This window comes from Mesobacillus maritimus, from assembly GCF_023715205.1.
In the GTDB taxonomy this organism is placed as follows: Bacteria; Bacillota; Bacilli; order Bacillales; family Cytobacillaceae; genus Mesobacillus_B; species Mesobacillus_B maritimus_C.
Map to the genome: position 1 here is coordinate 432,450 of NZ_JAMBNR010000002.1, position 22,851 is coordinate 455,300.

Genomic DNA, 22,851 nt, shown 5'->3' on the forward strand with positions numbered 1-22,851 from the left:
TTAATAATAAAACGTGATTCCCCTGATTCTACAACATCCTCACCTCATATGACTAAAGGTAAATCTGAAAATACTAAGAATAGCTTAACATCAACAACAAGAAGAAAAATAACAAGATTACTAGAAACTATAAGTCCCCAATAACACAAAATGACTGAGCAATTGATAAGCCTATTAAGACCAAAGAGAAAAACTAATGGTGCTCACCACAAGATGCTCCTTTCTTTAATTACAGTTAAATGACGGGTTATTTTTGGTGAAAGCAAGAAAGTCAAACTTTCCATAAGGATGGAATATTCAATAGATGTAAATAAATGTATGGTAAAATATTACTATATTATATCTGATAAGTGGAAATTAGTTAAGGAGGATCTCTACCTATGAATTTAATTACAAATAACCAAGAACTATTAACGAATATTCAAACCTTAGAAGAGTATAAAAATTCTAATAGATATAAAGAATACTTTACAAAGTTAATAAAAAGAGGGACTTGTTTCATAACTGGAAAAACATGAGAATAATACCAGGAAAGATGGAAGAATTACAAATGAAGTATTAAATGAAATATTAGGATTTAAACCTGAATCAAATAAAAAACTTGAAGAATCTTATAAAAATACTGTATTGATTTAGGTTTTGTTCCAAATGAAAAAGGAGCCTTTGGTGTGGAGAGAAAGTTTTGGTTAATTAAGAATTAGTTCTAGCTTGTTCAAAGTCCTTGGTGAATTTTGGTACTTAATTAATAAAGGTGGAAAAAATAAAGTCGTTTGTGTGGTGTTAATTATGCATTTAACTGTAAGAATGGCTTGGCATGATAACAATTGGAATGGAAGAATATGTAAAAATACCGAAAAAATACGTATTGTGTTGGTACTCATTCTCTTTTGGCCGACCGTATCGCCACTAACCGTGATACAGAGCTTGAGCAGCAGTATCAAAATGAGCAAGTAGCTGATTTGCCACAGGGGTATTCAGTTCCGTGTTACTGGTCAATTAACGCTTTATCAAAAAGTTCATTTGATATCGCCATGCTTTTTCATCTATAAAGCACACGATAAAGGAAAAGGTGAAACCTTACTCTGTATTTACATGGCCTTTTAAACTATCATTCGTTCATAGCTGGGATAATAAACAAAGATATGGTAATTACCCACCTGATTTAGAGCAAAGAGTAGATCATTTTCTTGATAAGTTTACACCTAAACAGTCAATTCTCTTTTTCTATCCCAATTATGATAATCCTATATCTGGTGATGATATGCAATATTTGTTGTTGGGGTGTTCTGTCATTGCAGAAAGGCCAGAAAAAACATATTTCCCATTATCAGAGGACGAATTAAATGATTGGTGGTCAAAAGGATATAACATGATAGTTTGTTTGGTTAAAACAAGAGTTATTTACCTTAATTTGGTGACTGCCTCCAGTACAATTTGGGAGGCAGACACCGTTTTTCAATATTATTTCAGGGGGAAGTAACAATGATTGTTCAGGAGAATATACGTTTTGACCAACTATCTAAACATAAAGCGCCTATAAAATTTTGACAAATAACCCAGCAATACCAAGGGGAAACTACGCTAGCTAATGGATTGTATGGGTGAATTCATTTTTAGGGAGGAATTAATAGTATTCTCTACCCTCTAGAAGTAACCCCATCCAAAGTTTTTTGAATTCATAAAAAAAACACTTAATAAACACACATGAACTCTTTGTAGAGTAAATGAATCAGGCAAGAAACCCCCTGTGGCAAAACTTTGAAATTTCCTCTCGCCATTTTTTAATTTCACATTTCAGCAATATTTAAGAGAATTTGACCTTAATTAAGCCCGAAAATACTTTGTTAGGTAAAAAGTCCCCTTTAATATAGATTTCCTGGTACGCGTAAACGTACCACATTTCGACATTTTCCGACTGTTTTTGGCAAAAATTTAAAATCCTAATATTATACAAATAAAATAAAATTTGTCAATATTTAAAGGTTTGTTTTTTCATCGGAGCACCTCTTGTACCAGCCTTCATCCCCCTTCGTTCTATAGGCAGCGGCTAAGCAAGAAGATATAATGACGAAGGAGGTAGATGAAATGCTAAAAGAAAAACAAACAGGGATTTTTGAAAAGGAATACAAATTATTCGGAAATAAGGTTTTGGTCACACAGTCGGACTTTGCCTCGCTTAAATCCGTTTTTGAAATTGATTTTAACCTTCATAGAAACATTGATTCCGAACGAATCCTCATTATTCGAGATTGGATTTTAACTTCCGTAGAACAAGGTCAACCATTACAAATTCCACCTTTCTTATTTTCAGCAAGGGGAAACTGTAGAGTGGAAAATGAAAAGTGGGAGCTCAAACCTGATAGGAAACTATTCATCCTCGACGGAGAACATACCATATTAGCCATAGCTGCAGCAATCCAGTATTTCGATCGCAGGAAACTTCAAGCTGAGAAGAAATTCAAATGGAGAGAAGCGAAAAAAGTGGAGCATATGGCCCAAGCTCTAAAGACGGTTCCAATTGGGATTCAAATTTATTTAGACCTTTCTGATGAGGAAGAAAAGAAATTGATGGTGGATATTAAAACAGATAGAAGGCAGTTACAGTCAGGGGTTGTAATGCTCAATGATCAACGCAATGAATACATCATTCTAACAAGAAAGATGGCTAAAACTCTAGGACAGCACATGGAAATTGAAAGCAAACGATCCCGGTTAACAGATGACAGTTCCTCATTGACAACGCTTTCCATTATGTATAAGTGCTCTGTAGCGATGTGGGAGGGAGATTTAAATGCGACCGAAAATGTTTCTCGAAAACTAGTAAAGGCGCCTTACGTGATGGAAGGACCAACAATTGCCTTCTATCAGACTTGGCTTCAGCTTTTTCCTTCTCATGCCTATAACCGTGAGAAGTTTGTCTCTGGGTTAGCGGTGATTCAAATCGCTTTAGCTTATACGGTTTATTTATTGAACAAAGACTACCATCTTTCCCATCAAGATGCCATCAATAAGCTAAAACTTTTAAAACCAGTATGCACCTGGGAACACAATGACGATCTTTTTGGCCACCTGTATGATCACTCAACCGGTCGGATAAAAAATATTAGTAAAAAAACCACCATAAAACAAACCGCAAATCAATTTATTAAAAGGATTGTAGAGAAAGGATAGAAAAGGATGAATACACACAATAAAAACAACATGCATTCGATGACATTCATTCCAGTTCCGGAATTAACGCATTTATTTTCAGAAGGGAAAATCAAGCTAAGAGAAGTTTGTCCAGCTCATGTAAAATCGCTGAAGCATTACATTCTCAACAATCTTGAGCAACAACAAGTCTTTCTATCACCGCTAATTGCTCATGTGGATGAAGGGAACGTTCATGAATGGAAGAAGGAAAATCTATCAATGATTGATGGCTCTCACCGGATAAAGGCGATTGTTCAGCTGAATGAAATTCTAAAATTGAAATCTCAAGGTGAGGATCTCTATCAAAAAAGAGAAAGGGAAGCATTGCTAAACATTCTAGAAGACTCTGCCATACCGATTCAACTATATAGTGGATTGCCTCTTAAGAACCAGAATCAACTTTACTTGGACATCAATGCACTAGAACAACAGATTTCTTCCATAAAGAAGTCGCTTAGCGGCAAGAAGAAAAAGGGGCAAACAGATCGTTCAAACCCCTGGACCATTAGTCTGGCGAGACAGGAACCAGGAGCTTGAACAGAAGCTGGTATACCAACTTGACGTTAGTATACTCTTTTTCTCAAAGAATACAATGTCAATGAAATGGAAAAAGGAGTGGAGCACGTGAATACAGTGGACCATTATATTATCAATCAAAAGACCATTATGCTGACTGGGGAATATGACAACTTTGGAAACTTGTTTACAAAAGTGATCGAGGGAAATCATTGCCTCCTCGTAAAGCAGTCCCCATTAAAATTGATTAGTGATACGATGCATTATTACGGACATAACTTGAAAGGCGCCATTGAAGGGGCACAGTCGATTCTTGGGAAGATTCAAATGTGCCCAATTATGGTTTCAAGTGAACAGGACATATGCTTGTTTCCACATAAATCTCCCATGCATGCGGATTGTATTTGGTTCAGCTATAAACACGTGATACAAGCTCGTACGGAAGAAGGGTATACCGTTGTCGAATTAAGCAATGGCCATTTTCTGAAAATAAAAGTAAGACTCTATTCTTTTAATCATAAAAAACAAAACGCAGGGGATTTGCGAAGGATTTTACAAGATCGTTCAAAAAGTACAGTAGCTTTATACTTTAAACCGAGAAAAGAGTACCGCTTAAGCAAAGATTCGGTCATGGCTAAGTTGGGAAGCAAATAAAAAGACTGTTAGGACCTTAAATATAAATAAACAGAACAGTCGGTAGTAGAATCACTGATTGTTCTGACCCATCTAAAACTAGTTACTTCATTAAAAGGAGCAAATCATAATGGGAATTGTCAAACGAACAAAAGTAACAGAATTTACAATCCTTAATAACAAAGCATTACAGGAGTTTAAGAATTTCCGGCCAGTAGCCGTTCTAGCACAATTGATGTCCATGCCATCTGATTGGGTGATTAGTAAAACACAGCTTTATAAAATGTATGGCAGAGGACCCGTATCGAATGGAATCGCAGAATTAGAGGAGAGAGGCTACTGGGTGGAGATAATGTACCGAAATGGAAGCCAGAATCTTTCTGAATACTATGTTTCGGATATTCCTTTTACCGATGCCGAAGTAAGTGAGATGATAAGTGGAATTGTTGAAAAGGGCTATAAAATCTTTAAAATAAGTGCCCCATTCGCTCATTTAAATATTGAATCTTCTGTTAATGAGGGCAATTTTATTGAATCCTCAACAGTGGATTGCCAACAATTAGATTCTAGTAAATCTGCTAGGTTGGCACAGTTTGATCACAATACAAAAGAATGCCCAAATAAAGACCAACAATTGGATTTGGTGTGTTCAAAATCAATTGTTGAGAAGGACCAGTTGGATATGCTCAGCAGAGAATCAACAGACGAAAATCAGCAACTATTAAAGAAAAAAGAACTAAGAAAAGATAAACAAAGTAAACAAAAACAAAGTAAACAGGAACAAAGAAAATATAACAAAGGGGTAGATCATCATCAAAATAACACAGCTAATGCTCTAGAGGATCACCACGGCCAGGTGAGGATTGATGATGAGCCCACGGTTAATAATTTCCCTACCTACACTTTACCCAAAGAAGCTAAGGCGGACACAGATATCAGGTTAGACAAAGTAAGGGAGAAGTTTCTCGAACTACGAAAGCGAGGAAATCTTCTCACTCCTAAGGATCAGCAGGCGCTTGAAAATGTTGTGGAGTTTCCTGTCTCAACCGATCAGCTGCTTTCCTGGATGGACCAAATCTTTCGGGAATACGGACCAGCTTCACCACAAAAAACGATTAGCAGTATGAGTTACTATGAAGCGGCGATTCGCACGTTGATGGACAAGCAGCAAGGCAGAGGAAGGGTTCCTAAACAGGAGACACTATCTGAACGATTGGCACGTCTTGATCGCTTAGGCTTATTGGATTAAGGAGAAGCACCAATGGAAAAGCATGAATTCCTAATCTTATTACGTAAAATTGAAGCCGCCTATCCTCACAATAAAATAGGCGATGAAACAGCATTGATGTGGCGTAGAGCCTGTTTGGATATGGATTTTCATCACGTTATGGAGAAGCTGATGACTCACATTGAGAAAAATCCATATCCTCCATCAATCGCTGAAATTGCAGTATTTACTAGATCAGAAAGTCTTTTTCTACACCAAGCAAAACGTTGGGAACAAGAAGGGAAGGAGCGAATTGAACGTGATCAACAACTTGGTAGAAGAAAACCAGTACCTTCCTGGCTATCAGAACGGGCCGCAAGATGAAACCCTTTATGCGGAGAATATGATTCTTGGAGCCATTTTATTAGAGCCAAAAATTATTTTTGAACTCATTCTTGAACCGGATCATTTTTCCATGATTCGAAATCGGTTGATTTTTGGAGCGATGGTAGAGCTACGCCAGGAGTCACGGCCGATTGATCCGATTACGATTTTGGACAAGCTCGGTAGTGAAATTGAAAATGTTGGGGGCGTTAGTTATATTACGAATCTTGCTGTTAGTTGCCCTACAACCGCCAATATTGAGGAACATCAGCGGATCGTGATGGAGAATTATAAAATTCGAGAATTGAAAAAGGGAGCAGCTGTCTTTTTAAACAATGCAAGCATGGAAGAAGCGGAAAGGTTTTATCAAACCTATATCCAAATACAGGAGTTAGGACTTATTCAAAAAGAAAAAAAACAAGATTTAATCATGGAAATTTACGATGACTTGTACGAGGATAAAGGAGAATTTCAAGGCATCGATACAGGGTATCTCTCTCTTAATAAAATGACAAGTGGCTGGAATAAAGGGGATTTAATTATTCTCGCGGCTCGGCCATCTATGGGGAAAACCGCATTTGCGTTAAGCTTAGCGAGTAAGGTATGCGAAAAAGGTGGGGTAGTGGACATCTTCTCACTTGAAATGCCTAAAAAGCAGCTTGCTCTTCGAATGCTTAGTAGCATAACGAGAATTGATGGCGCAAAATGGAAAAACCCATATCGATACTTTAACGAGCAAGATCAAGGAAACGCCAATCAAGCATTGGAAATCTTCTACAAATGGAACCTTCAAATTCAGGATCAATCGAGGCAAACCTTATCGGATCTTCGTGCACAGATTCAAAAGACAAAAAGAGAATATCCAAATGAAGATTACTTGGTCGTCATTGATTATCTTCAATTAATTACAATAACCGGAAAACATGATCGCCATGATTTGGCGGTCGGTAGTATTACATCGGGGCTAAAGCAAATCGCAAGGCAATACGAAGTTCCGATTATTTTACTATCCCAATTATCCAGAGGCGTTGAACAGAGAATGGACAAGCGCCCCCGTTTGTCTGACCTAAGGGACTCTGGGAATATCGAACAGGATGCAGATGTTGTTATGATGCTTTATAGGGACGAGTACTACAATAAAGAAAATGAAGGGAACAATCTCCTAGAAGTGGACATTGTGAAACAGCGAAATGGACCGGTTGGGGTGGTTAAGTTTTTGTTTGAGAAGGAGGTTGGGAGGTTTGTAGGGATATAGAAAATTAATTTAGTCAACAAAATAAAAAATTGCTATAGGACAATCACGATTTGAACAATATCTAAGATTAACAATATAGACACAAATATATAAAAGAAACGGGTCTTCTATGTAGAAATTATTATTGTGAAAGTGAGGAGTTACTATGATATTTTTACATATGATAAAGGAATGGATTGTCATATTTTGGGATTGGTTCTGGTATTTCAGACGGGGGAAAGTTAAATATCGTGTCTTTGATTTAGGTGGAACGTTTAATGCTACAGCATCAAATGGGAAGGTTGCAGTGTGGAATTGCTATGGAAGTAGTCCAGAGGCTGCGAAAGCAATGGCGCAATATCAATTACGAATAGCTTATAAAACTGAAAAAATATAAATTTAATTTAAAGTAACTTTATATTATATGATAGTAATTAATCTGACTTAAATATGGTAACTGCCATAATAAATAGATTATATCCTTATTAAATAGGGTGATCACTGATATCCAATATAAAATATATAATCAACAGAGTATTAGGCGTTATATACTAATATTCTGCTCATAACAACCTGAAGAGGGTGAAACAATGAAATATTATAATAAAACGTTTAAATTATGTGGATAGTGGTAGGTAGTATGGTTAATTTGAAAAGAACATACTTGTATAGTATATAAAATTCAGTATTAAAGGAGAGGATCTACCTAATTGCCCATTGCCTGAGTTATAATTGTTTAATTTTTCACGTTGAAAGGTAAGGGAAAGCTGTTATTATTGTATTTCCAAATAAGTTCATATATTAATATTGAATTAAGGCAAATTAAGAATAACTCCAAAGAGAACCCTAATCCTAAATCTATTTCTTACTCAATTTCAGGTGCTCTAAAAATACTAGAATTAAAAAAGGGAAGCTGAGAAAACTAATTGAAATAAATATTTAAGATTAAGTAGAAACAATTATAATTACTTAAATTAATTTCTCAAAATGTTTAATTGTAATTTTTGGTAGAGCCAAATAAACATACCTTATTATTAATTTAAGATTAAATTAATAGATTCAACGGTTTTTATAATGTATTTCTTTTTCACAAAAATTAGCTTTTTAAATTGACATGTATAAATAAGGTGTATATCTTCTAAATATTACTATAATATCAATGTCATTACTCAATAAAAATATTTGTAATTGTAACACCTTCTATGAGGAAAGAGTTCAGTTTATAACTGAACTCTATTCTAATTTGACCAATATGAGGGAGTTTACCTGTAAAATCTAAGGTTTACTTCACTCTAATTTATAATTCTAAATTTGACCGATTTCACGCTATTCACCATATATATTTCCAACTCTACTTCCATAAAGCTCACTGTAAATTTTATCTGCGTAATTATCTGTCATTCCGGAAATATAATCTACAATAAATCTTTCCCAATTCCATGTTTCATCTTCATCGTAGCGTTCCAACCAGCCTTTGGGTAATATTTTTTTACCGCTTTCTTGATCTTTAAAGACTTCCCATAAACCTTTTATTATAATTTCACCGCGCATTTGCAACCTTTGCACACGTATATCCTTTACTAATGTAACCCATACAAGTCTCTTTAGAACTATCATTAATCTCATTAGTGAGATATCTTCTTTACCATCTTTTGTAAACGTAACTTTATACCAGTCGTTTCCGTCCACATTTACCTTTATTATTCCTACGCTATTTGCAAATTCATTTACGTAATGAGCTTTCAATTCTTGTCTTCCAATTACTTCGTTTGAACAATTAACTTTGTCTTCCCATACATTTAAATATTCGGTTAAAAGACTTATTATATCTTCTTTCATTTCATCTTTATCTAAACCATCCCATAATTCTATGTCTTTGCTATCACATATTTCCATTATTAATTCATCTATAATATGATTATAAAAGATTGAATCCCTTCTAATTTTACCAGCCTTTATCCCATCTTCAATATCATGTGTAGAATAGGCAATATCATCTGCTAAATCCATAATTTGAGCTTCGAGCGTACGACATTTATTCGGAATATTCCATTCTTCCCTAAGAGCTGATATTTGTTCCCATTCTGAATCATACAACCCCTTCTTGCCATTATCCTTCAATCTATACGGATATTTATTAATTCCAAGTAGAACAGCAGCTGTAAGATTCAAGCCAAAATGATCAGGGTAGATATTCTCTAAGTACATAAGAATTCTAAAGTTTTGAGCATTTCCCTCATAAAATTCTCCATATTGCTGTAATAATTTGTTTAAATCATGTTCCCCTTTGTGACCAAAAGGTGGATGTCCTATATCATGAGCCAATGAGGCACTTTCAACAACTAACGGATCAATAACTAGTCCCGGGTTTTTTGGTAAATTTTCCGTCTGATTTAATAAAAATGTAGAAATAACTCTTGCAATTTGTGCTACTTCTAAAGTATGAGTTAACCTGTTTCTATAATAATCACCTGAACCTGCACCAAATACTTGAGATTTACCATGTAATCTTCTAAAAGAGGGAGAGTGGATTAATCGTCCATAATCCCTTTGAAACTCATTTCTCTTTTCATTTTTTCTGGTAGAATCAACATCATGAATACGGAAATCACGCAACTTTTGTATTTTTTCAGTACTAAATTCCTGGATCTTCATACATATTTCCCCTTTTTTATCTTTCTATAATATTCCAATGAATATAATTATACAATAATATGAAAGTTCACGAAATAAATAAAACCTCTTAATTTTGTATATTCAGATTCCTCAGAGTTTACGTTTGTTTATTTATTATTTATGTCTTGATATCATAAAATTACGTTTGTATATTGACGTAATTACGTTAGTATTGTATTATATTCACATATCAATTGCGAAGGGACTAGATATAATGGAAAACTTAAAACCAATAAGAACTATTCAAGCGGGTGCAATGGTAAATGGAATACAAATGCCGGCATTGAAGTATAGAAGTGGTGGTAGGGATTGGTTGGCAATTACTGTGCAGTACAAAGCACTTGGTAAATTTATTACTACTTCCTCAGTCAAAAAGAAGAATCAAGAAATAATCAAATCCAAACTACTCAATAGGTTCTTAGATCCCAAACATAAGAATGAAATAAAAGATTATATTAAAACAGAACAAGAATTCACTTTACCCCCAATCACGTTAGTTTCATTTGAAGAACTTATTTTTCAACCTGTTATACTAAATGACATAGATAAAGAATTAAGTGTTGATCAATTAATGGAAAAATACGGGTCTATTACTGGGATGGTTTATATGCCGTTAGATTATGAATTTTTTTGTTTGGACGGTAATCACAGAACGGTAGCAATTAGTGAATTGGCTAATGAGAATCCTGAATTCATTGAGGGATCAAGTATGCTTCTTAATATAGTATATGAAAGTAGAAGCCGTAAGATAAGGCAAGATTTTGTTGATGTAAACAAAAATGCTAAGAACACAACTCCAAGTATCAACACTTTGTTTAATACAAGGGATCCGTTATCTGGTGTAGTTGCTGACTTAATGGATGAGATTAGTTATCTTGATAAGACAACAGAATTATTAGCTACAAGTATATCGAAGAATAGTAAGAATATTTATACCATTAATAACTTAAAGAATGCTGTAGTGGAACTTTCAGGTACTAAGGCCAATTCTACAGCAGCCATAAATAAAGTTAGCAAAAAAATGGATAATGATAAAGAATTTAAAGAGTTAGTAAAATATAGATCTTTATTGTTCTTTAGAATGTTAAAGGAAAATATTCATATTAAAGAGTGTCTTCTTAATGAGGCAAAAGTACCTGAAATTAGAGCTAATTCAATATTAACAAGTGGAGCGGGGTTAACTGTAATTAGTAGGGTTGCAGGAGCAGTATTCGAGTATTATCAGGATCAAGAGGAAGTTGTTAGTAAATTAAATAACCTAATTAATTGGGATTGGTCTAGAAAAAATGAATTCTTTTTAGGAGTTCTAGTTAATATTGATGGAAACATTACTCCGGGTCAAAATGTTTTTACAGCAGCCACTAATAAATTATTGCCATATTTCGTTCCAAATAATAATTTGGTTAAAAATGACGAGGAGTAAGTAATATCCTAGGGGAGCGGGATTTAAGATTACGTTAGATTTGGAAAAAATATGCAATTGACACTATTTAATCTGATAAGGACTACCACATATGTGGTAGTCTTTATACATCTATTTTTGAGGAGAGAGATTAAATAAGAATTTAAATGTTAAAGTTTTATCCATGTATGGTTGGAAGACAGTAGTTCGGTTGGAACAATTATCATATCGCTTTGTATGGCTGACCATAGTCTAATGTGGCTGTGGATTATATTTCTATACAAAAATAGGGTATAATTCAGTTTAGAAAAGACGAGTTAAGTGGAGATATTTTGTGCTCTTGAAATCACTTAGATTATGACCTTAATAGAATATGTTTATTTACATAGGTATTACTAAATTGTAGCAGTTTTATTGTTGTTGTGGAATTTTAGTGGAAGCTATATTTGAGGTTTAAACGATTTTTAGGACAGTAATCAATGATGGTTAATTTCACAAGCTAAGATTATAATAGAATAATTATTTTGAGTTACAGTATATAAGTTGCCTATTTCTTTTTTTATGTTATACTTACCTTACCTGTAAAACGGTTAAGATGCATAGTTGCGAGGTGTTTGGAGTTGAAATCTACTAAAGAGATTGAAAAAGAATATAAAGTTACCCGACAAACACTACATAATTGGATAAATGAGGGTCTTATTTCTACACCACGTAAAGACTGGCGTGGTTGGTTTGAATGGGATAATAGGAATGAATTGGAGATTAAGGATTTGATGAAAGTAAAAGAAGACCTATATAATCCTTCTGTACAGGAAATACCTGCAGAAAAACTAAAAATATTTAACAGACGTTATTTAGGTTCTAAACAAAAAATGTTAGATTTCATCTACAATACTGTAGTTAATAACACTACTGGCATTTATACTGTTGCTGATATTTTTGGCGGTACCGGGTCAGTAGCTGAGATTTTTCGATCTAAAGGAAAAAGAATTATCATAAATGATATACTTCATTCGAATTTTATATCCTACCTAACTTGGTTTGGTAGTGATGAAGTAGACTATAGTAAAATAAAAAAATATATAAACGAACTTAATTCATTAGAATCCAAAGAAGATAATTATGTATCTCTTAATTTTGGAGATAAATATTTTTCTATGGAAAATGCGCGTAAGATTGGAGTGATACGTGAACGTATAGAAGAATACACTGATTTAAATGAGCGAGAAAAAGCATTTTTAATAACTTCTTTGATTTATGCAATGGATAAAGTTGCTAATACAGTAGGGCATTATGACGCATATCGTCATAAAATGGATAGTTTGAAACCTATACAGTTGCGTGTTCCAGAATTATATCATAATTTAGATAATGAAATTTATTGCGATGATGCCAATGAGTTGGTGAGGAGAATTAAGGCAGATCTAGTTTACATTGACACCCCTTATAATTCACGTCAATATGGTGACGCTTATCACTTATTGGAAAACATTGTTGACTGGAATAAACCTGACCTAACAGGGATTGCAATGAAAATGGTTAATCGTCAGCATATTAAAAGTGACTATAGTACAAAGAAAGCTCCAACTGTGTTTGATGATTTAATTCAGCATATTGACGCCAAATATATCCTCGTTTCATATAATAATATGGCAAAAAAAGGAGATGGTAGATCTAACGCTAAAATTTCAAATGAAGAAATAATAACTTCGTTAGAAAAACGTGGGGAAGTAACAATTTTCGAAACTCCATTTCAAACATTTACTACAGGTAAAACTAATATTGAAGATCATAAGGAATTACTTTATTTGTGCAAAATTCATTCTATAAAGAGAAAAACTGGAAATATAAAAAAAACAGTATTAAAGAACAATTATATTAAATCGGCTATTAATTATACTGGTGGGAAACATAAGTTGTTACCACAACTACATCCATTATTTCCAAAGGACTATGAAAATTTCATTGATATTTTTTCTGGTGGTGCAAACGTTGGTATAAATGCAAATCCAAAAGAAAAGATTTATTTAAATGATACTGAATCTCATATTATAGAATTATATAAATTGTTGTCAACAACAGCTTACGATGAAGTTATATATAAGGTTAATGACCTAATATATAGATATAAGCTTTCAAATACAAAGAAATTTGGGTATGAATTTTATGGCCTTAACTCGGCCGACGGATTAGGGAAATATAATAAAGAAGGATTTTTAAAACTTAGAAATGATTATAATAAAGGAGTCTATGATAATGACAAATTAAAGCCTATAGTTTTCTATGTATTAATAGTATATGCATTCAATAATCAGGTCCGATTTAATAGTAAAGGAGAATATAATTTACCAGTTGGTAAACGAGATTTTAATGTGAATATGGAGAAGAAATTACATGACTTTCATAAGGCATTACAAGAAAAGGACTTTGTATTTTCTTCTAAAGATTTCAGAGAGTTTACTCAAATTGGAGAAAATGACTTTGTTTATCTGGATCCCCCATACTTAATCTCAACAGCAAGCTATAACGAAAATGGAGGGTGGACTGAAAAAGATGAACTGGAATTGTTGGGATTTTTAGATGAATTGAATAAAAAAGGAATACGTTGGGCACTATCCAATGTTTCTCTTCACAAAGGTAAAGAGAATACTTTACTATTAAACTGGTCTGAAAAATATGATACACATACATTAGATTACCATTACAATAATTCAAATTATCAATCAACTGCCAAGAACAATATTACTCAGGAAGTTTTAATAACAAATTATAAAATTGACTAATTAACAAAACAGCTACCTGTAAGGTAGCTGTTTTGTTATACTATACCTATCAAATAATGGAAATATTAGGGTGAGGAAATGATTTATACTGTAGATAGGGTACAATTCGATGTTAATGAAGAACTACTTTTTTTTGAGTTCTATAACCGCTCCAAAGATAATAATGATTTTGTAAGACGGAAATATAATGCTCTTTCCAAAATTCCAAATACTAGAACAATAGGTGTCAATTATGATGATAATGGACATGAAATTATAGTTTGGGAAGAAGGCAAAAGTACAGCTTTTTATTGGGGAGAATATACGGAATGGTTTGTTCTAAAAAATAAAGAAGCTAAGATGAATTCTCCATTTAAATCCAAAAAGCTTGGGGCTGCTACTGAGAATGTTGGTGATCCATTTGTACATGAGATATTAAATTACATACATAATGTAAACTTTTCTAGTGATGATAATGGGTTGGGAATTACAAAGAAAGCGTTAGATAATGAAGCAACCTATGGTTTTGATTTTGATTTGTTTGATGATAAAAATAAAACAATCATAGAGTTTTTAAACAATGAAACTAAGGAGAAAGGGAAAAATCCGATTGATAATATTCATGCTCACCCAATGAGATATGCATGGATATCTAATGAAGAACAGAAGAAATTTGCAGAGAAGCAAAAAATAGAGAATCCAAATTGGGAGAACCCTCGAAAGAAAGATAACAGACAAAAATATATATCATTGTGGAGTGCAAGTCAAAAGTTAAACGGAGAATTATATCTTGTAAACTATAATAAGCTCGATAAAAAAGAGGATTTATCAGTTATTGAAGTAATAGAGCTAGATGAAGAAATGGGTATAATGTATGACATTTCATATAAGATTACTTTTAAACAATTAGTTACTTGGCTAATAAAGATGAATAGTGACCCTCTTGCGGCAAAAGCTTATTTAGCAGGATTTGAAAAAGAGGTTCGTGATACTGTTTTTTGGGAAAATTATTATCAGAATCAAGCGACGTATCCTTCACCTAAAAGAAGTCATATTGGTAAGAATTACAAATAGTTTAGGAGAAAAAAATGAAAGTCAACAATAAGGAACAGGTTTTTAATTTATTTGATACAAATGGACGTAGAAAAGACATTATCAATGCTTATAATATTTATACAAATATCTTAGAGCAAGTATATGAAGAAAGTGAATCTGGAACATGGGGACGCTATCCAAATGAATCAACTCAATTGAGATTTTATGAATTAGCAATACAAAATTCACCAGAAGTTTTTAAGCTGCATCCTAAATATGATAACTTTATCAAAGCAATGGAAGATCCAAGAATAAAATTAGCGTTTGATAAAGGTGATATCAGTTATTTGAAAAAAGATAAAACGTTGAAGCAATTATATGCTGATTTGGATAGTGCAATTGAAGGAAGAGCACGCCATTACACTAGTAATTTAGTTAAAATCGGTTTGACTGACGAGCAGAGACAAATTTCCCCCGTCGGAAAGGCATGGATACATGGTAAAAAACTTAGGAGAAGTAGATTCGAAAGACTATTGCCAATTGATGATACCAATTTGATGTTCTTACGCCAATTATTGAAGCTAAGGGTATACACAAAAGAAGAGGAAAAGTTTTATTCTCCCATGATTATGGCAGTATATATTTTACTAAAATATCCAAGAGTTAGTGAAGATTTGTTTATTACAATGATACAAATGTTAAATCCGTATTTACCTAAAGAAGAGCCCTCTGATTTTATTAATGAATTTTTAGGTGGACAAGTCCAAAAATTAGAGAGAGAGTACGTTCCCTTTATAGTAAATGAGGCATTTGATGAAATAGTTAGTGAACCAACCCCTATGTCTAATGATGTTTTTGCTCGCAACTTTTCTAGTGGGAAAAGTGAGAAAACTATTAAAGTTTACCGTGAATTTTATCATTGTTTAGTTAAGTTTAATTCGGAACAAACAGAAGATAACCTTTTGAAGATAGTCGAGTTATTTTCGAATAATCAGAAAAAGTCAATGATTAATAAGGCGTTTGGTTTTGGCCGTAATGTTTTCAGCTTCGATAAAAGTGACAAAACAAATGTCAAAAAATTTTTAGAGTTAAATGAGGATCTAGATATTCTTACAAACGAAAACTTAAATGAAAAATTGTTTTTACAGTTTCTAGCATCGAAACGTCATGATCAAATACAGGAATATGGTGATGTGACTAGACGTGTAATAAAGGTAACAGGTATTATAAGTTTTAAAAATGGTGTTGTTGAGTTAGCTCAACGAGATTTATGGACGAAATTTTTCTCGGGTATTGATCTAGAAAGTTTAATATTTGGGAATACCTCTCCTGAAGCATATACTTATTATGAAAAAAGAATGGATTCGCCTTTTTTAAATCACCTTACGTTGGAGGAAATCTTTGAGCATAATGAAGAAAGTATTAACCAGCTAATTATTGATATTCAAAACGAATTGAATTTATCTAGTGATGAAGAAGTGCGTAAGACATTATTCAACAAAACAAGTAAAGCATTTATTGAACATATTGAGACAAATTATTCAAAAGAGAAAATACTAGAAATATTGCCACTTTTCTCAGATCGTAGTAATGACTCTAAAATTCAAAAAATGGTTGCTGAGAATACAGATGTTCCTACTATTTTTGAATATATTGTTGGCATTGCATGGTATCATATGAGTTCTAAAAAGTTTGATTTATTCTCTAGTTTTAATTTATCAATGAGTGCAGATTTTGAACCTGAAACTCATGCTGGTGGAGGGACAGGAGATATAGTAATTGATTACGGTGATCAAATATTTATGCTTGAAGTTACATTAATGAATAAGAATGCACAAAAGCGTGGGGAATGGGAACCTGTATTGCGTCATGCGACTAATTTAACAATTGAATCTGCTCCTAAAAAGGTGACTACCTTGTTTATTGCGGACGAACTTGATAAAAATACCATTAATATTTGGAGAGCTGTTGCAACTGTGCCGTTACAATCATCTAAAGAAATGGATAGGTTTGCAAAAACAGTAACAATAATGCCTCTTAAAAATGAGGAATTAGCTAAAATGTTAGAGAATGAAAAAAATGAAACTGAACTATATGAACGTATAGAAAAATCTTTTAACCAGCTTTCAAAGGAATTTAATATGGAATGGCGTAATGAGATAATAGAATTTATTTAAGATATGGTTGATCTATTCAAAAATTAACTTTTCACAACATAAGAAAAGGAGCCTTAAGTCAGTTTAAAACCTGGTTTTTGTGCCCCTTTTTTTTATTTATCCATATTTGAATTAAAGTTTCACAACATTAGCAGCTTGAGGTCCACGATTTCCTTCTACTATTTCAAAAGAAACTTCTTGGCCTTCTTCTAAGGATTTGTAACCTTCTGATTGGATAGCAGTAAAATGAACAAATACATCGTCTGCTCCTTCGACTTCAATAAAACCGAATCCTTTTTCGTTATTAAACCACTTTACCTTACCATTTTGCATATTTACAAAATCCTCCTTTAATAGTAAGACATATTGTATAATATATCTGTAATTAATAATATTTTGAATATACTAAATTAAAATGATTATTTCAATAGAAATTTTCTTATTAATTTTTAATTTCTACACTTTATAGTTTCTAAGATGATATAAATACTAATAACCGTTTATACAGCCTTATAGATTATCTATTCTTCTTAAATGCAGATAAGCTTCTTTATTTACATGAATATTACCATTATTATAATAAAGGTAATTTAACTGGACTAATAGCGTGTATATTCTACTAAACTGCACCTTATTCGTACTTAGAGACCTGCTTCCATATAATTTGTTATAACATCTTTCCCATTCGAAAAAAACCTCATTAATTTTTTGGGGCTTAATGTCATTAACTAAATAAAGCATTTCTAAAAATCCAAAATAATTAATAATAAAACCCTTTGAAATAAAGCGTATGTCTTTGGTTTTAATATAGTTTATTGCCCTGTTAGTTAAATGTAATTTATTATTACTCTTTATAACTAGCTCTACTTTTTCAAGTGTTGGGATTATAAGTCTTGCTGTATTATAAGATATGTTTACTAACTCAATTAGTCTTCCACATAACTCCTTAATAGATAAATTTTTATTTTGATTAATACAAATAAGGATTTCAGTTATACATCTTATTTTAGAGTTATCCAAATTGGGAAGGGATGGTATTGACCTATGTCTATTATGTGAATATTCTAGGTCAGTTTTAATTTGTTCTTTTATATCCTCCATTAAGACCCACACCTATAATCAAAATATTTATATATATTCCTAATATTAGAATAACATATTAATGGAGTCACTGGTAGAATGTAGAATCTGATTAATAATAGCATATGGTAATTGTTTCCTATAACGTTAGATTGATTTTAAACCAATTATTTATATAGGTTTGTTTAATATTTAACATCACTTAGCTAACAATATTTTCAACTCCATAACCATTTATTAAAAAAATCAAAATGATTAAACTTTAGTTTTTCTGGGGAAAATATATTAGAGGTGAGAAAATGAATAAGATTGTATGCTTTAGTGCAGGTGGTGGGCAGGCCATTAAGAATTTTAATAATACTGTACTAAATAATATAGATATTAGTAAAATTAAGGACTTTTTAGAATTTGACAATAAAGATTATAATCAGTTTTCTATATGGGGAATGAAAGATACAAATCGAAGTAAGTGCTTATGGGAAAAATTAAATGAAGGTGATATTGTTTTGTTTTATTATAGAACTAAATTTATTTCATATGGGAGAATTATTAAAACAGATATCAATTCCTACCTAGCCCAGGATATATGGGGAAATGTTATATATAAATATCTTATAATAATGGAACCTCATAAAGAAATAAATTCACATAGGGGCAAGTTTTGGGAGGCCTTTAATTATTCAAATTATGCAACAGTAAACGGGACATTGATACCCAGAATGGATTTACAAGAACGAATCATCAAGAAGTATGATGGTTTAGAAAACTTCTTGAATTATGCATTATCTTAATAAGATTGACATAGAGGTTCTATAAAATCCATAGCTTAATGATAAATTTATTTAAAATAGGGCGATTCGGATTGCTTAAACTTAGCGTGAGGTTATCATAATCCAATTAGGAATAAAGTGCGTAAATAAAATACAAGATCATTCGATAATACTTTTAAAATCAATTAAATATCTAAACATTAGGAGGCTAATTGTATTTTGCAAGTAAAAAGTGCATAGTTGCGCAAGAAATTTTGCAGAGTTTTGCCACCCAATTGAATTAACCTATCTTGCTCGTGATAAAGCGTTCGATAATCTGTAACTTCCACCATTAAATGTTAATACGTGGGCATGATGAATCAAACGATCCACTAATGCAGCTGTTAGTCTAGAATCAATAAAAATCCTATTCCATTGGCTAAATTCAAGGTTAGAAGTGATTATTAGGCTTTTCTGTTCATACCAGTCGGCAATTAGCTGAAATAGTAGTTCGGAGCCTTCCTTGCTAAAAGGTAGATAACCCATTTCATCAAGAATGATTAATTCTACCTTTTCAAATTTCTTCCTAAAGGAAGGCAGTTTATCTTGTTTAAGCGCTTGTTCCAATTGCTCGATAAGTGTGGATACACGATAAAATCTAACTTCATAACCCATTTCACATGCTTTTCTTCCTAATCCGGTTGCTAAATGAGATTTACCTGTCCCGGGAGCGCCAATCAAAACTACGTTTTGCTTATGCTTGATAAAATCAAGGCCCATTATGCCATCTTTATCAATCTGTGTCGGAAATCTAATCCTTTCGGTCCATTCATAGTTACTTAAACTCTTCGAGTCTAGGAATTTAGCGTTTTTAATTAAGCGCTGTACCTTTGCTTGATCACGTAATCTAAACTCTTCCTTAAACAATGCCTCTAAAAATTGGGTAGGGGATTCAAAAGGAATCGACTCATAAATTTCAGAAACATAAGCGAGTCTTAAAGACTTGCACATAGAACGGATTTGCTCGCTCATGATTGCTCACCCCCAGTTGGTGCCAACGAATCATACTCGTCCCAATCTAGCCCGAAGGGATTTTCGTTATTTCCAGAAATTAAATCATAAAATTCCTCGTTTATTCTTTTTATATCATGTGTTACTAGTAAGTTTACTATTTCCACTAATCTTTCTTTCCTAACCACTAGATCTTCAACCATCAAGTAGTCATTAATGCGGCCAGGTAAGTATTTTTGATATCTTGAATAAGAAACTGCTCTTGGTTTTCTAATCCAATCCTTGAAAATAGATAACCATGGAATAGCTCTCTTTTTGTTCATGTAGGGTCTAAAGTCTTCAAAGAGAACTTCTCCATCAGGTGATACAGCTTTATATTTATCCCAAGTCACTACAAAGTATATAAAAGGGTAATTCGATGCTTTCGGGATATGTATTAATGTATTATCTAACTTTGCTTCATTATATTTATTAACTTTTGCCTCTATCTCTTTAAAGACTGGATAGTCCTTCTCAGGTAACTCAAGCAAATAGTTCTTCTCATCATTCCAAAGATCTTCGATCAAAACTTCTTTCTCATAGTGAAGTCTTTGGCGGTCTTTCTCCAATTGAACACGAAGTGTTTCTGTAAAATCCTCATAACTATTCATAACTGGTGATGTTGTAAAGAAGTTGTATCGTATATAACCAACTTTATTTTCAACACTGCCTTTTTCATTACCTTTACGTGGATTACATACTTGCACCTCAAACCCATAATGATTTTGAAATTGGATAAAGGCATCCGTTAGCTGCGCCTCTTCAGTTTTTGATCTGACTTTCTTAACGGCTGGAGTTAAATTATCAATCGGATTTTTCTTGGAACTCCCCCAGATTGTTTAAATAAAAGTTTCAATCCCTCAAGAAAGCATTCCTGATTTTCGGATGGCAATGGTATCGCAAACCCTGCATTACTATATGGATACGACATTACTAATGCATGAGTATCCACAAACTCACCATCTTTAACTACTTCCATAACCCCAAAATCTACTTGTGCTTCACTTGGCGGATGTTCTAATCGTTCATGACCCTTATCCAGCTCCTCATTATGGCTATTCTCCCAATCTGTTATGAAGTAACAAACTGTTCTATAGGAACCTTTAAATCCAAGATCTTGAAGATCTTTAAATATCTGCTTTTTTGTTCTTCGTAATTTTTTCTTTAATTTACTATCTTCAAAAAGCCAATCTGAAACTATTTCTCCCCATTTTTCAGAATGCATCATACCTTTAGATTTCTTAATCTTTGATTTAGGTAATTGATCTTCGTCGGCATACTTCTTAGCTGTCCTCCAATTAATCCCTAAAGTTTCCTTAATTTTTGTTATTGATAATCCTTTTTTGTTACGTAAGTGTTTGATACAATTAATATCAGACATTGCTAGCATCCTTTCTACCTCCACTACCAAATTGCTCGACACAATTAATGTAGTGGGACTTGGGGTGACTGGCAAGTCTTTTTTTATGCACTCATTTAATTAAGTGCAGGACTCTGCATTTTTCCGTTGCAAAGCTCTGCACTTTTATTTTGCAATAAACAAGGCTAATGGAATATAAAAATTAATAAAGCTGAAGACGGAGTATCTGAAGCTAAATGGGTAAGTGAGTCAATAATTAGAAATATTGAGAATAAATTATTCCTATCAGACTTAATTGTAAACAGTTTGGACGGTATACAAGAAATTATTTTAATAACAAATAGGCTCATTTGGAAACGAAGGGATGTTTGTAAATAAATGAAACCTTTTCCTACACCACAAAACCTGGAGAACACTTAGATTACAATATCTTGATTAATGATAATGGTTTATTTTTTCAGTTTGGTTATGAAGAGATAGAAACAAAATTATTTGATATTAGAGACGCCTACTATGAAACACCCTGAACTCGTGTTATTTATGAAGAGTTTCTAGAAGGCCTAGGAACTAACTTATATGAATGTGGTTCAAGTTTATTTGAGTAATATTTACATTTTTCGAGTGAGTCGAGTTAAGTAGTTTTGTCACCAACATTAGTTATGATTTTAGTACTATTCAAAGGACAGAGTTAATCCACCCAGAATCTCATATTCATATTGATCATCAAAATTAATTAAGAAAAAGTTATCAGATTTCTCATTAGACCTTCAAATTAGACCTATTTTTCCAGGTTAATGGAATTGTAATAATGTTATCCATTAACTTGAAATTGCAAAAAGTAAAACAACGTACAATTAGTTGGATTAATATTATCTAATGTGTAGGAAATCTTATTTTTCGGGCACATTAAGTTTTAACAGAACTAATAAAATATTGTACTTATGGTGGCCATACAAATGGTTGCCTTTTATTTTAGTAGAATCCAGCAACACTACCTAAAATTTTTATTATCAAATTTCAGCACTATTGCGTGACGTTACCAGTACAATAAAAATAAGGGGTGGCTATCTATCAAAAGTGTCACTCAATAGCAAGGCTGTAATAATAGTCCCCGATATAATGGGGATATGGAAGATCCTAGAGGTGGAGTCAGAGGGGTTATTCCGGAGAAACAACAATATTAATTTAGGGAACGCTCAAAAACACAAGGGACAGTTATTATAGGGGGTTTTTGGGGTAAGTGGAGATCATACTAGCGATAGATGGAATTTCACTACAAGTCATGATAATTAAAGGTATCTGATAAAATATGAAAGAGGATGAGTAGGGATAAGTTTATTGAAGGAAGTCTCTATTTCCATTGGAATCTACTAAATCAAATAGTTGAAATATTCAATCTATTAGTTCATCATAAA

Annotated in this window: 20 protein-coding genes; 14 read left to right on the forward strand and 6 right to left on the reverse strand. The window is 32.8% G+C overall.

Translation table 11 applies throughout. The features are described from left to right. Positions 1 to 380 precede the first annotated feature (380 nt). The 9 genes from M3182_RS04490 to M3182_RS04530 all read left to right on the forward strand — a co-directional run bounded on the left by M3182_RS04490 (position 381) and on the right by M3182_RS04530 (position 7,563). Positions 381 to 518: a hypothetical protein gene (locus M3182_RS04490; protein ID WP_251556965.1), complete on the forward strand. Its 138-nt coding sequence runs from the start codon at positions 381 to 383 to the stop codon at positions 516 to 518. A 369-nt stretch (positions 519 to 887) separates the two neighbouring features. Continuing rightward, positions 888 to 1,049 (forward strand): hypothetical protein, encoded by a 162-nt coding sequence (locus M3182_RS04495; protein WP_251556972.1) that lies wholly within the window; start codon positions 888 to 890, stop codon positions 1,047 to 1,049. 1,036 nt (positions 1,050 to 2,085) lie between these two features. After that, positions 2,086 to 3,171, forward strand: a complete 1,086-nt coding sequence (locus M3182_RS04500) for a DNA sulfur modification protein DndB (RefSeq protein ID WP_251556980.1) — start codon at positions 2,086 to 2,088, stop codon at positions 3,169 to 3,171. 6 nt (positions 3,172 to 3,177) lie between these two features. Continuing rightward, the gene (locus M3182_RS04505) at positions 3,178 to 3,729 is read left to right on the forward strand and encodes a DNA sulfur modification protein DndB (protein WP_251556982.1); all 552 of its coding nucleotides are present in this window, start codon (positions 3,178 to 3,180) and stop codon (positions 3,727 to 3,729) included. An 87-nt stretch (positions 3,730 to 3,816) separates the two neighbouring features. Next, complete coding sequence (locus tag M3182_RS04510) at positions 3,817 to 4,362, forward strand: competence protein ComK (RefSeq protein WP_251556984.1); 546 nt, start codon at positions 3,817 to 3,819, stop codon at positions 4,360 to 4,362. Between the two features lie 109 nt (positions 4,363 to 4,471). Continuing rightward, positions 4,472 to 5,590: a hypothetical protein gene (locus tag M3182_RS04515; RefSeq protein WP_251556986.1), complete on the forward strand. Its 1,119-nt coding sequence runs from the start codon at positions 4,472 to 4,474 to the stop codon at positions 5,588 to 5,590. A gap of 12 nt (positions 5,591 to 5,602) precedes the next feature. Beyond that, on the forward strand, positions 5,603 to 5,932 hold the full coding sequence (locus tag M3182_RS04520) for a replicative helicase loader/inhibitor (protein WP_251556988.1): 330 nt from the start codon (positions 5,603 to 5,605) through the stop codon (positions 5,930 to 5,932). Continuing rightward, positions 5,868 to 7,187: a replicative DNA helicase gene (gene dnaB / locus M3182_RS04525; RefSeq protein ID WP_251556995.1), complete on the forward strand. Its 1,320-nt coding sequence runs from the start codon at positions 5,868 to 5,870 to the stop codon at positions 7,185 to 7,187. The genes M3182_RS04520 and dnaB overlap by 65 nt, the downstream gene beginning before the upstream one ends. Before the next feature lie 145 nt (positions 7,188 to 7,332). Beyond that, positions 7,333 to 7,563: a hypothetical protein gene (locus M3182_RS04530; protein ID WP_251556998.1), complete on the forward strand. Its 231-nt coding sequence runs from the start codon at positions 7,333 to 7,335 to the stop codon at positions 7,561 to 7,563. A gap of 929 nt (positions 7,564 to 8,492) precedes the next feature. Here the strand turns inward: M3182_RS04530 and M3182_RS04535 are convergent. Further along, entirely contained in the window at positions 8,493 to 9,821 is a 1,329-nt protein-coding gene (locus M3182_RS04535; protein ID WP_251557006.1) for a deoxyguanosinetriphosphate triphosphohydrolase family protein, read from the reverse strand. Positions 9,822 to 10,056: 235 nt separating this feature from the next. Here M3182_RS04535 and M3182_RS04540 point away from each other — a divergent pair, with 235 nt between their 5' ends. The 4 genes from M3182_RS04540 to M3182_RS04555 all read left to right on the forward strand — a co-directional run bounded on the left by M3182_RS04540 (position 10,057) and on the right by M3182_RS04555 (position 17,218). Beyond that, positions 10,057 to 11,265, forward strand: a complete 1,209-nt coding sequence (locus tag M3182_RS04540; protein WP_251557007.1) for a DNA sulfur modification protein DndB — start codon at positions 10,057 to 10,059, stop codon at positions 11,263 to 11,265. A gap of 599 nt (positions 11,266 to 11,864) precedes the next feature. Then, positions 11,865 to 14,027 (forward strand): Dam family site-specific DNA-(adenine-N6)-methyltransferase, encoded by a 2,163-nt coding sequence (locus M3182_RS04545; protein ID WP_251557009.1) that lies wholly within the window; start codon positions 11,865 to 11,867, stop codon positions 14,025 to 14,027. 78 nt (positions 14,028 to 14,105) lie between these two features. Continuing rightward, the gene (locus M3182_RS04550) at positions 14,106 to 15,080 is read left to right on the forward strand and encodes a hypothetical protein (protein ID WP_251557011.1); all 975 of its coding nucleotides are present in this window, start codon (positions 14,106 to 14,108) and stop codon (positions 15,078 to 15,080) included. A gap of 14 nt (positions 15,081 to 15,094) precedes the next feature. Further along, on the forward strand, positions 15,095 to 17,218 hold the full coding sequence (locus M3182_RS04555) for an AlwI family type II restriction endonuclease (RefSeq protein ID WP_251557012.1): 2,124 nt from the start codon (positions 15,095 to 15,097) through the stop codon (positions 17,216 to 17,218). Between the two features lie 111 nt (positions 17,219 to 17,329). Here M3182_RS04555 and cspD read toward each other — a convergent pair whose 3' ends face one another. Both cspD and M3182_RS04565 read right to left on the reverse strand, forming a co-directional pair. Next, complete coding sequence (cspD, locus tag M3182_RS04560; RefSeq protein ID WP_251557020.1) at positions 17,330 to 17,530, reverse strand: cold-shock protein CspD; 201 nt, start codon at positions 17,528 to 17,530, stop codon at positions 17,330 to 17,332. Positions 17,531 to 17,707: 177 nt separating this feature from the next. Beyond that, the gene (locus tag M3182_RS04565) at positions 17,708 to 18,298 is read right to left on the reverse strand and encodes a hypothetical protein (RefSeq protein ID WP_251557022.1); all 591 of its coding nucleotides are present in this window, start codon (positions 18,296 to 18,298) and stop codon (positions 17,708 to 17,710) included. Between the two features lie 278 nt (positions 18,299 to 18,576). On the opposite strand from M3182_RS04565, the gene M3182_RS04570 reads away from it, so the two are divergent. Further along, a complete protein-coding gene (locus tag M3182_RS04570; RefSeq protein ID WP_251557024.1) occupies positions 18,577 to 19,068 on the forward strand; it encodes a hypothetical protein in 492 nt (163 codons plus the stop codon). Between the two features lie 264 nt (positions 19,069 to 19,332). Here M3182_RS04570 and istB read toward each other — a convergent pair whose 3' ends face one another. The 3 genes from istB to M3182_RS26345 form a co-directional block, all read right to left on the reverse strand. Next, complete coding sequence (istB, locus tag M3182_RS04575) at positions 19,333 to 20,058, reverse strand: IS21-like element helper ATPase IstB (protein WP_251557031.1); 726 nt, start codon at positions 20,056 to 20,058, stop codon at positions 19,333 to 19,335. Next, entirely contained in the window at positions 20,055 to 20,783 is a 729-nt protein-coding gene (locus tag M3182_RS26340) for a hypothetical protein (protein ID WP_349775414.1), read from the reverse strand. The genes istB and M3182_RS26340 overlap by 4 nt, the downstream gene beginning before the upstream one ends. 89 nt (positions 20,784 to 20,872) lie before the next feature. Continuing rightward, positions 20,873 to 21,466 (reverse strand): hypothetical protein, encoded by a 594-nt coding sequence (locus M3182_RS26345; RefSeq protein WP_349775415.1) that lies wholly within the window; start codon positions 21,464 to 21,466, stop codon positions 20,873 to 20,875. Between the last annotated feature and the right edge of the window lie 1,385 nt (positions 21,467 to 22,851).

What these genes read in the sequence shown, in the direction of transcription:
- M3182_RS04500 (WP_251556980.1), top strand. Translation starts at nt 2,086, where the DNA reads ATGCTAAAAGAAAAACAAACAGGGATTTTTGAAAAGGAATACAAATTA.
- M3182_RS04570 (WP_251557024.1), top strand. Translation starts at nt 18,577, where the DNA reads ATGAATAAGATTGTATGCTTTAGTGCAGGTGGTGGGCAGGCCATTAAG.
- M3182_RS04535 (WP_251557006.1), bottom strand. Translation starts at nt 9,821, where the DNA reads ATGAAGATCCAGGAATTTAGTACTGAAAAAATACAAAAGTTGCGTGAT.
- M3182_RS04520 (WP_251556988.1), top strand. Translation starts at nt 5,603, where the DNA reads ATGGAAAAGCATGAATTCCTAATCTTATTACGTAAAATTGAAGCCGCC.
- M3182_RS04490 (WP_251556965.1), top strand. Translation starts at nt 381, where the DNA reads ATGAATTTAATTACAAATAACCAAGAACTATTAACGAATATTCAAACC.
- M3182_RS04540 (WP_251557007.1), top strand. Translation starts at nt 10,057, where the DNA reads ATGGAAAACTTAAAACCAATAAGAACTATTCAAGCGGGTGCAATGGTA.
- M3182_RS04505 (WP_251556982.1), top strand. Translation starts at nt 3,178, where the DNA reads ATGAATACACACAATAAAAACAACATGCATTCGATGACATTCATTCCA.
- M3182_RS04550 (WP_251557011.1), top strand. Translation starts at nt 14,106, where the DNA reads ATGATTTATACTGTAGATAGGGTACAATTCGATGTTAATGAAGAACTA.
- M3182_RS04565 (WP_251557022.1), bottom strand. Translation starts at nt 18,298, where the DNA reads ATGGAGGATATAAAAGAACAAATTAAAACTGACCTAGAATATTCACAT.
- M3182_RS04555 (WP_251557012.1), top strand. Translation starts at nt 15,095, where the DNA reads ATGAAAGTCAACAATAAGGAACAGGTTTTTAATTTATTTGATACAAAT.
- M3182_RS26345 (WP_349775415.1), bottom strand. Translation starts at nt 21,466, where the DNA reads ATGCTAGCAATGTCTGATATTAATTGTATCAAACACTTACGTAACAAA.
- cspD (WP_251557020.1), bottom strand. Translation starts at nt 17,530, where the DNA reads ATGCAAAATGGTAAGGTAAAGTGGTTTAATAACGAAAAAGGATTCGGT.
- istB (WP_251557031.1), bottom strand. Translation starts at nt 20,058, where the DNA reads ATGAGCGAGCAAATCCGTTCTATGTGCAAGTCTTTAAGACTCGCTTAT.
- M3182_RS04515 (WP_251556986.1), top strand. Translation starts at nt 4,472, where the DNA reads ATGGGAATTGTCAAACGAACAAAAGTAACAGAATTTACAATCCTTAAT.
- M3182_RS04530 (WP_251556998.1), top strand. Translation starts at nt 7,333, where the DNA reads ATGATATTTTTACATATGATAAAGGAATGGATTGTCATATTTTGGGAT.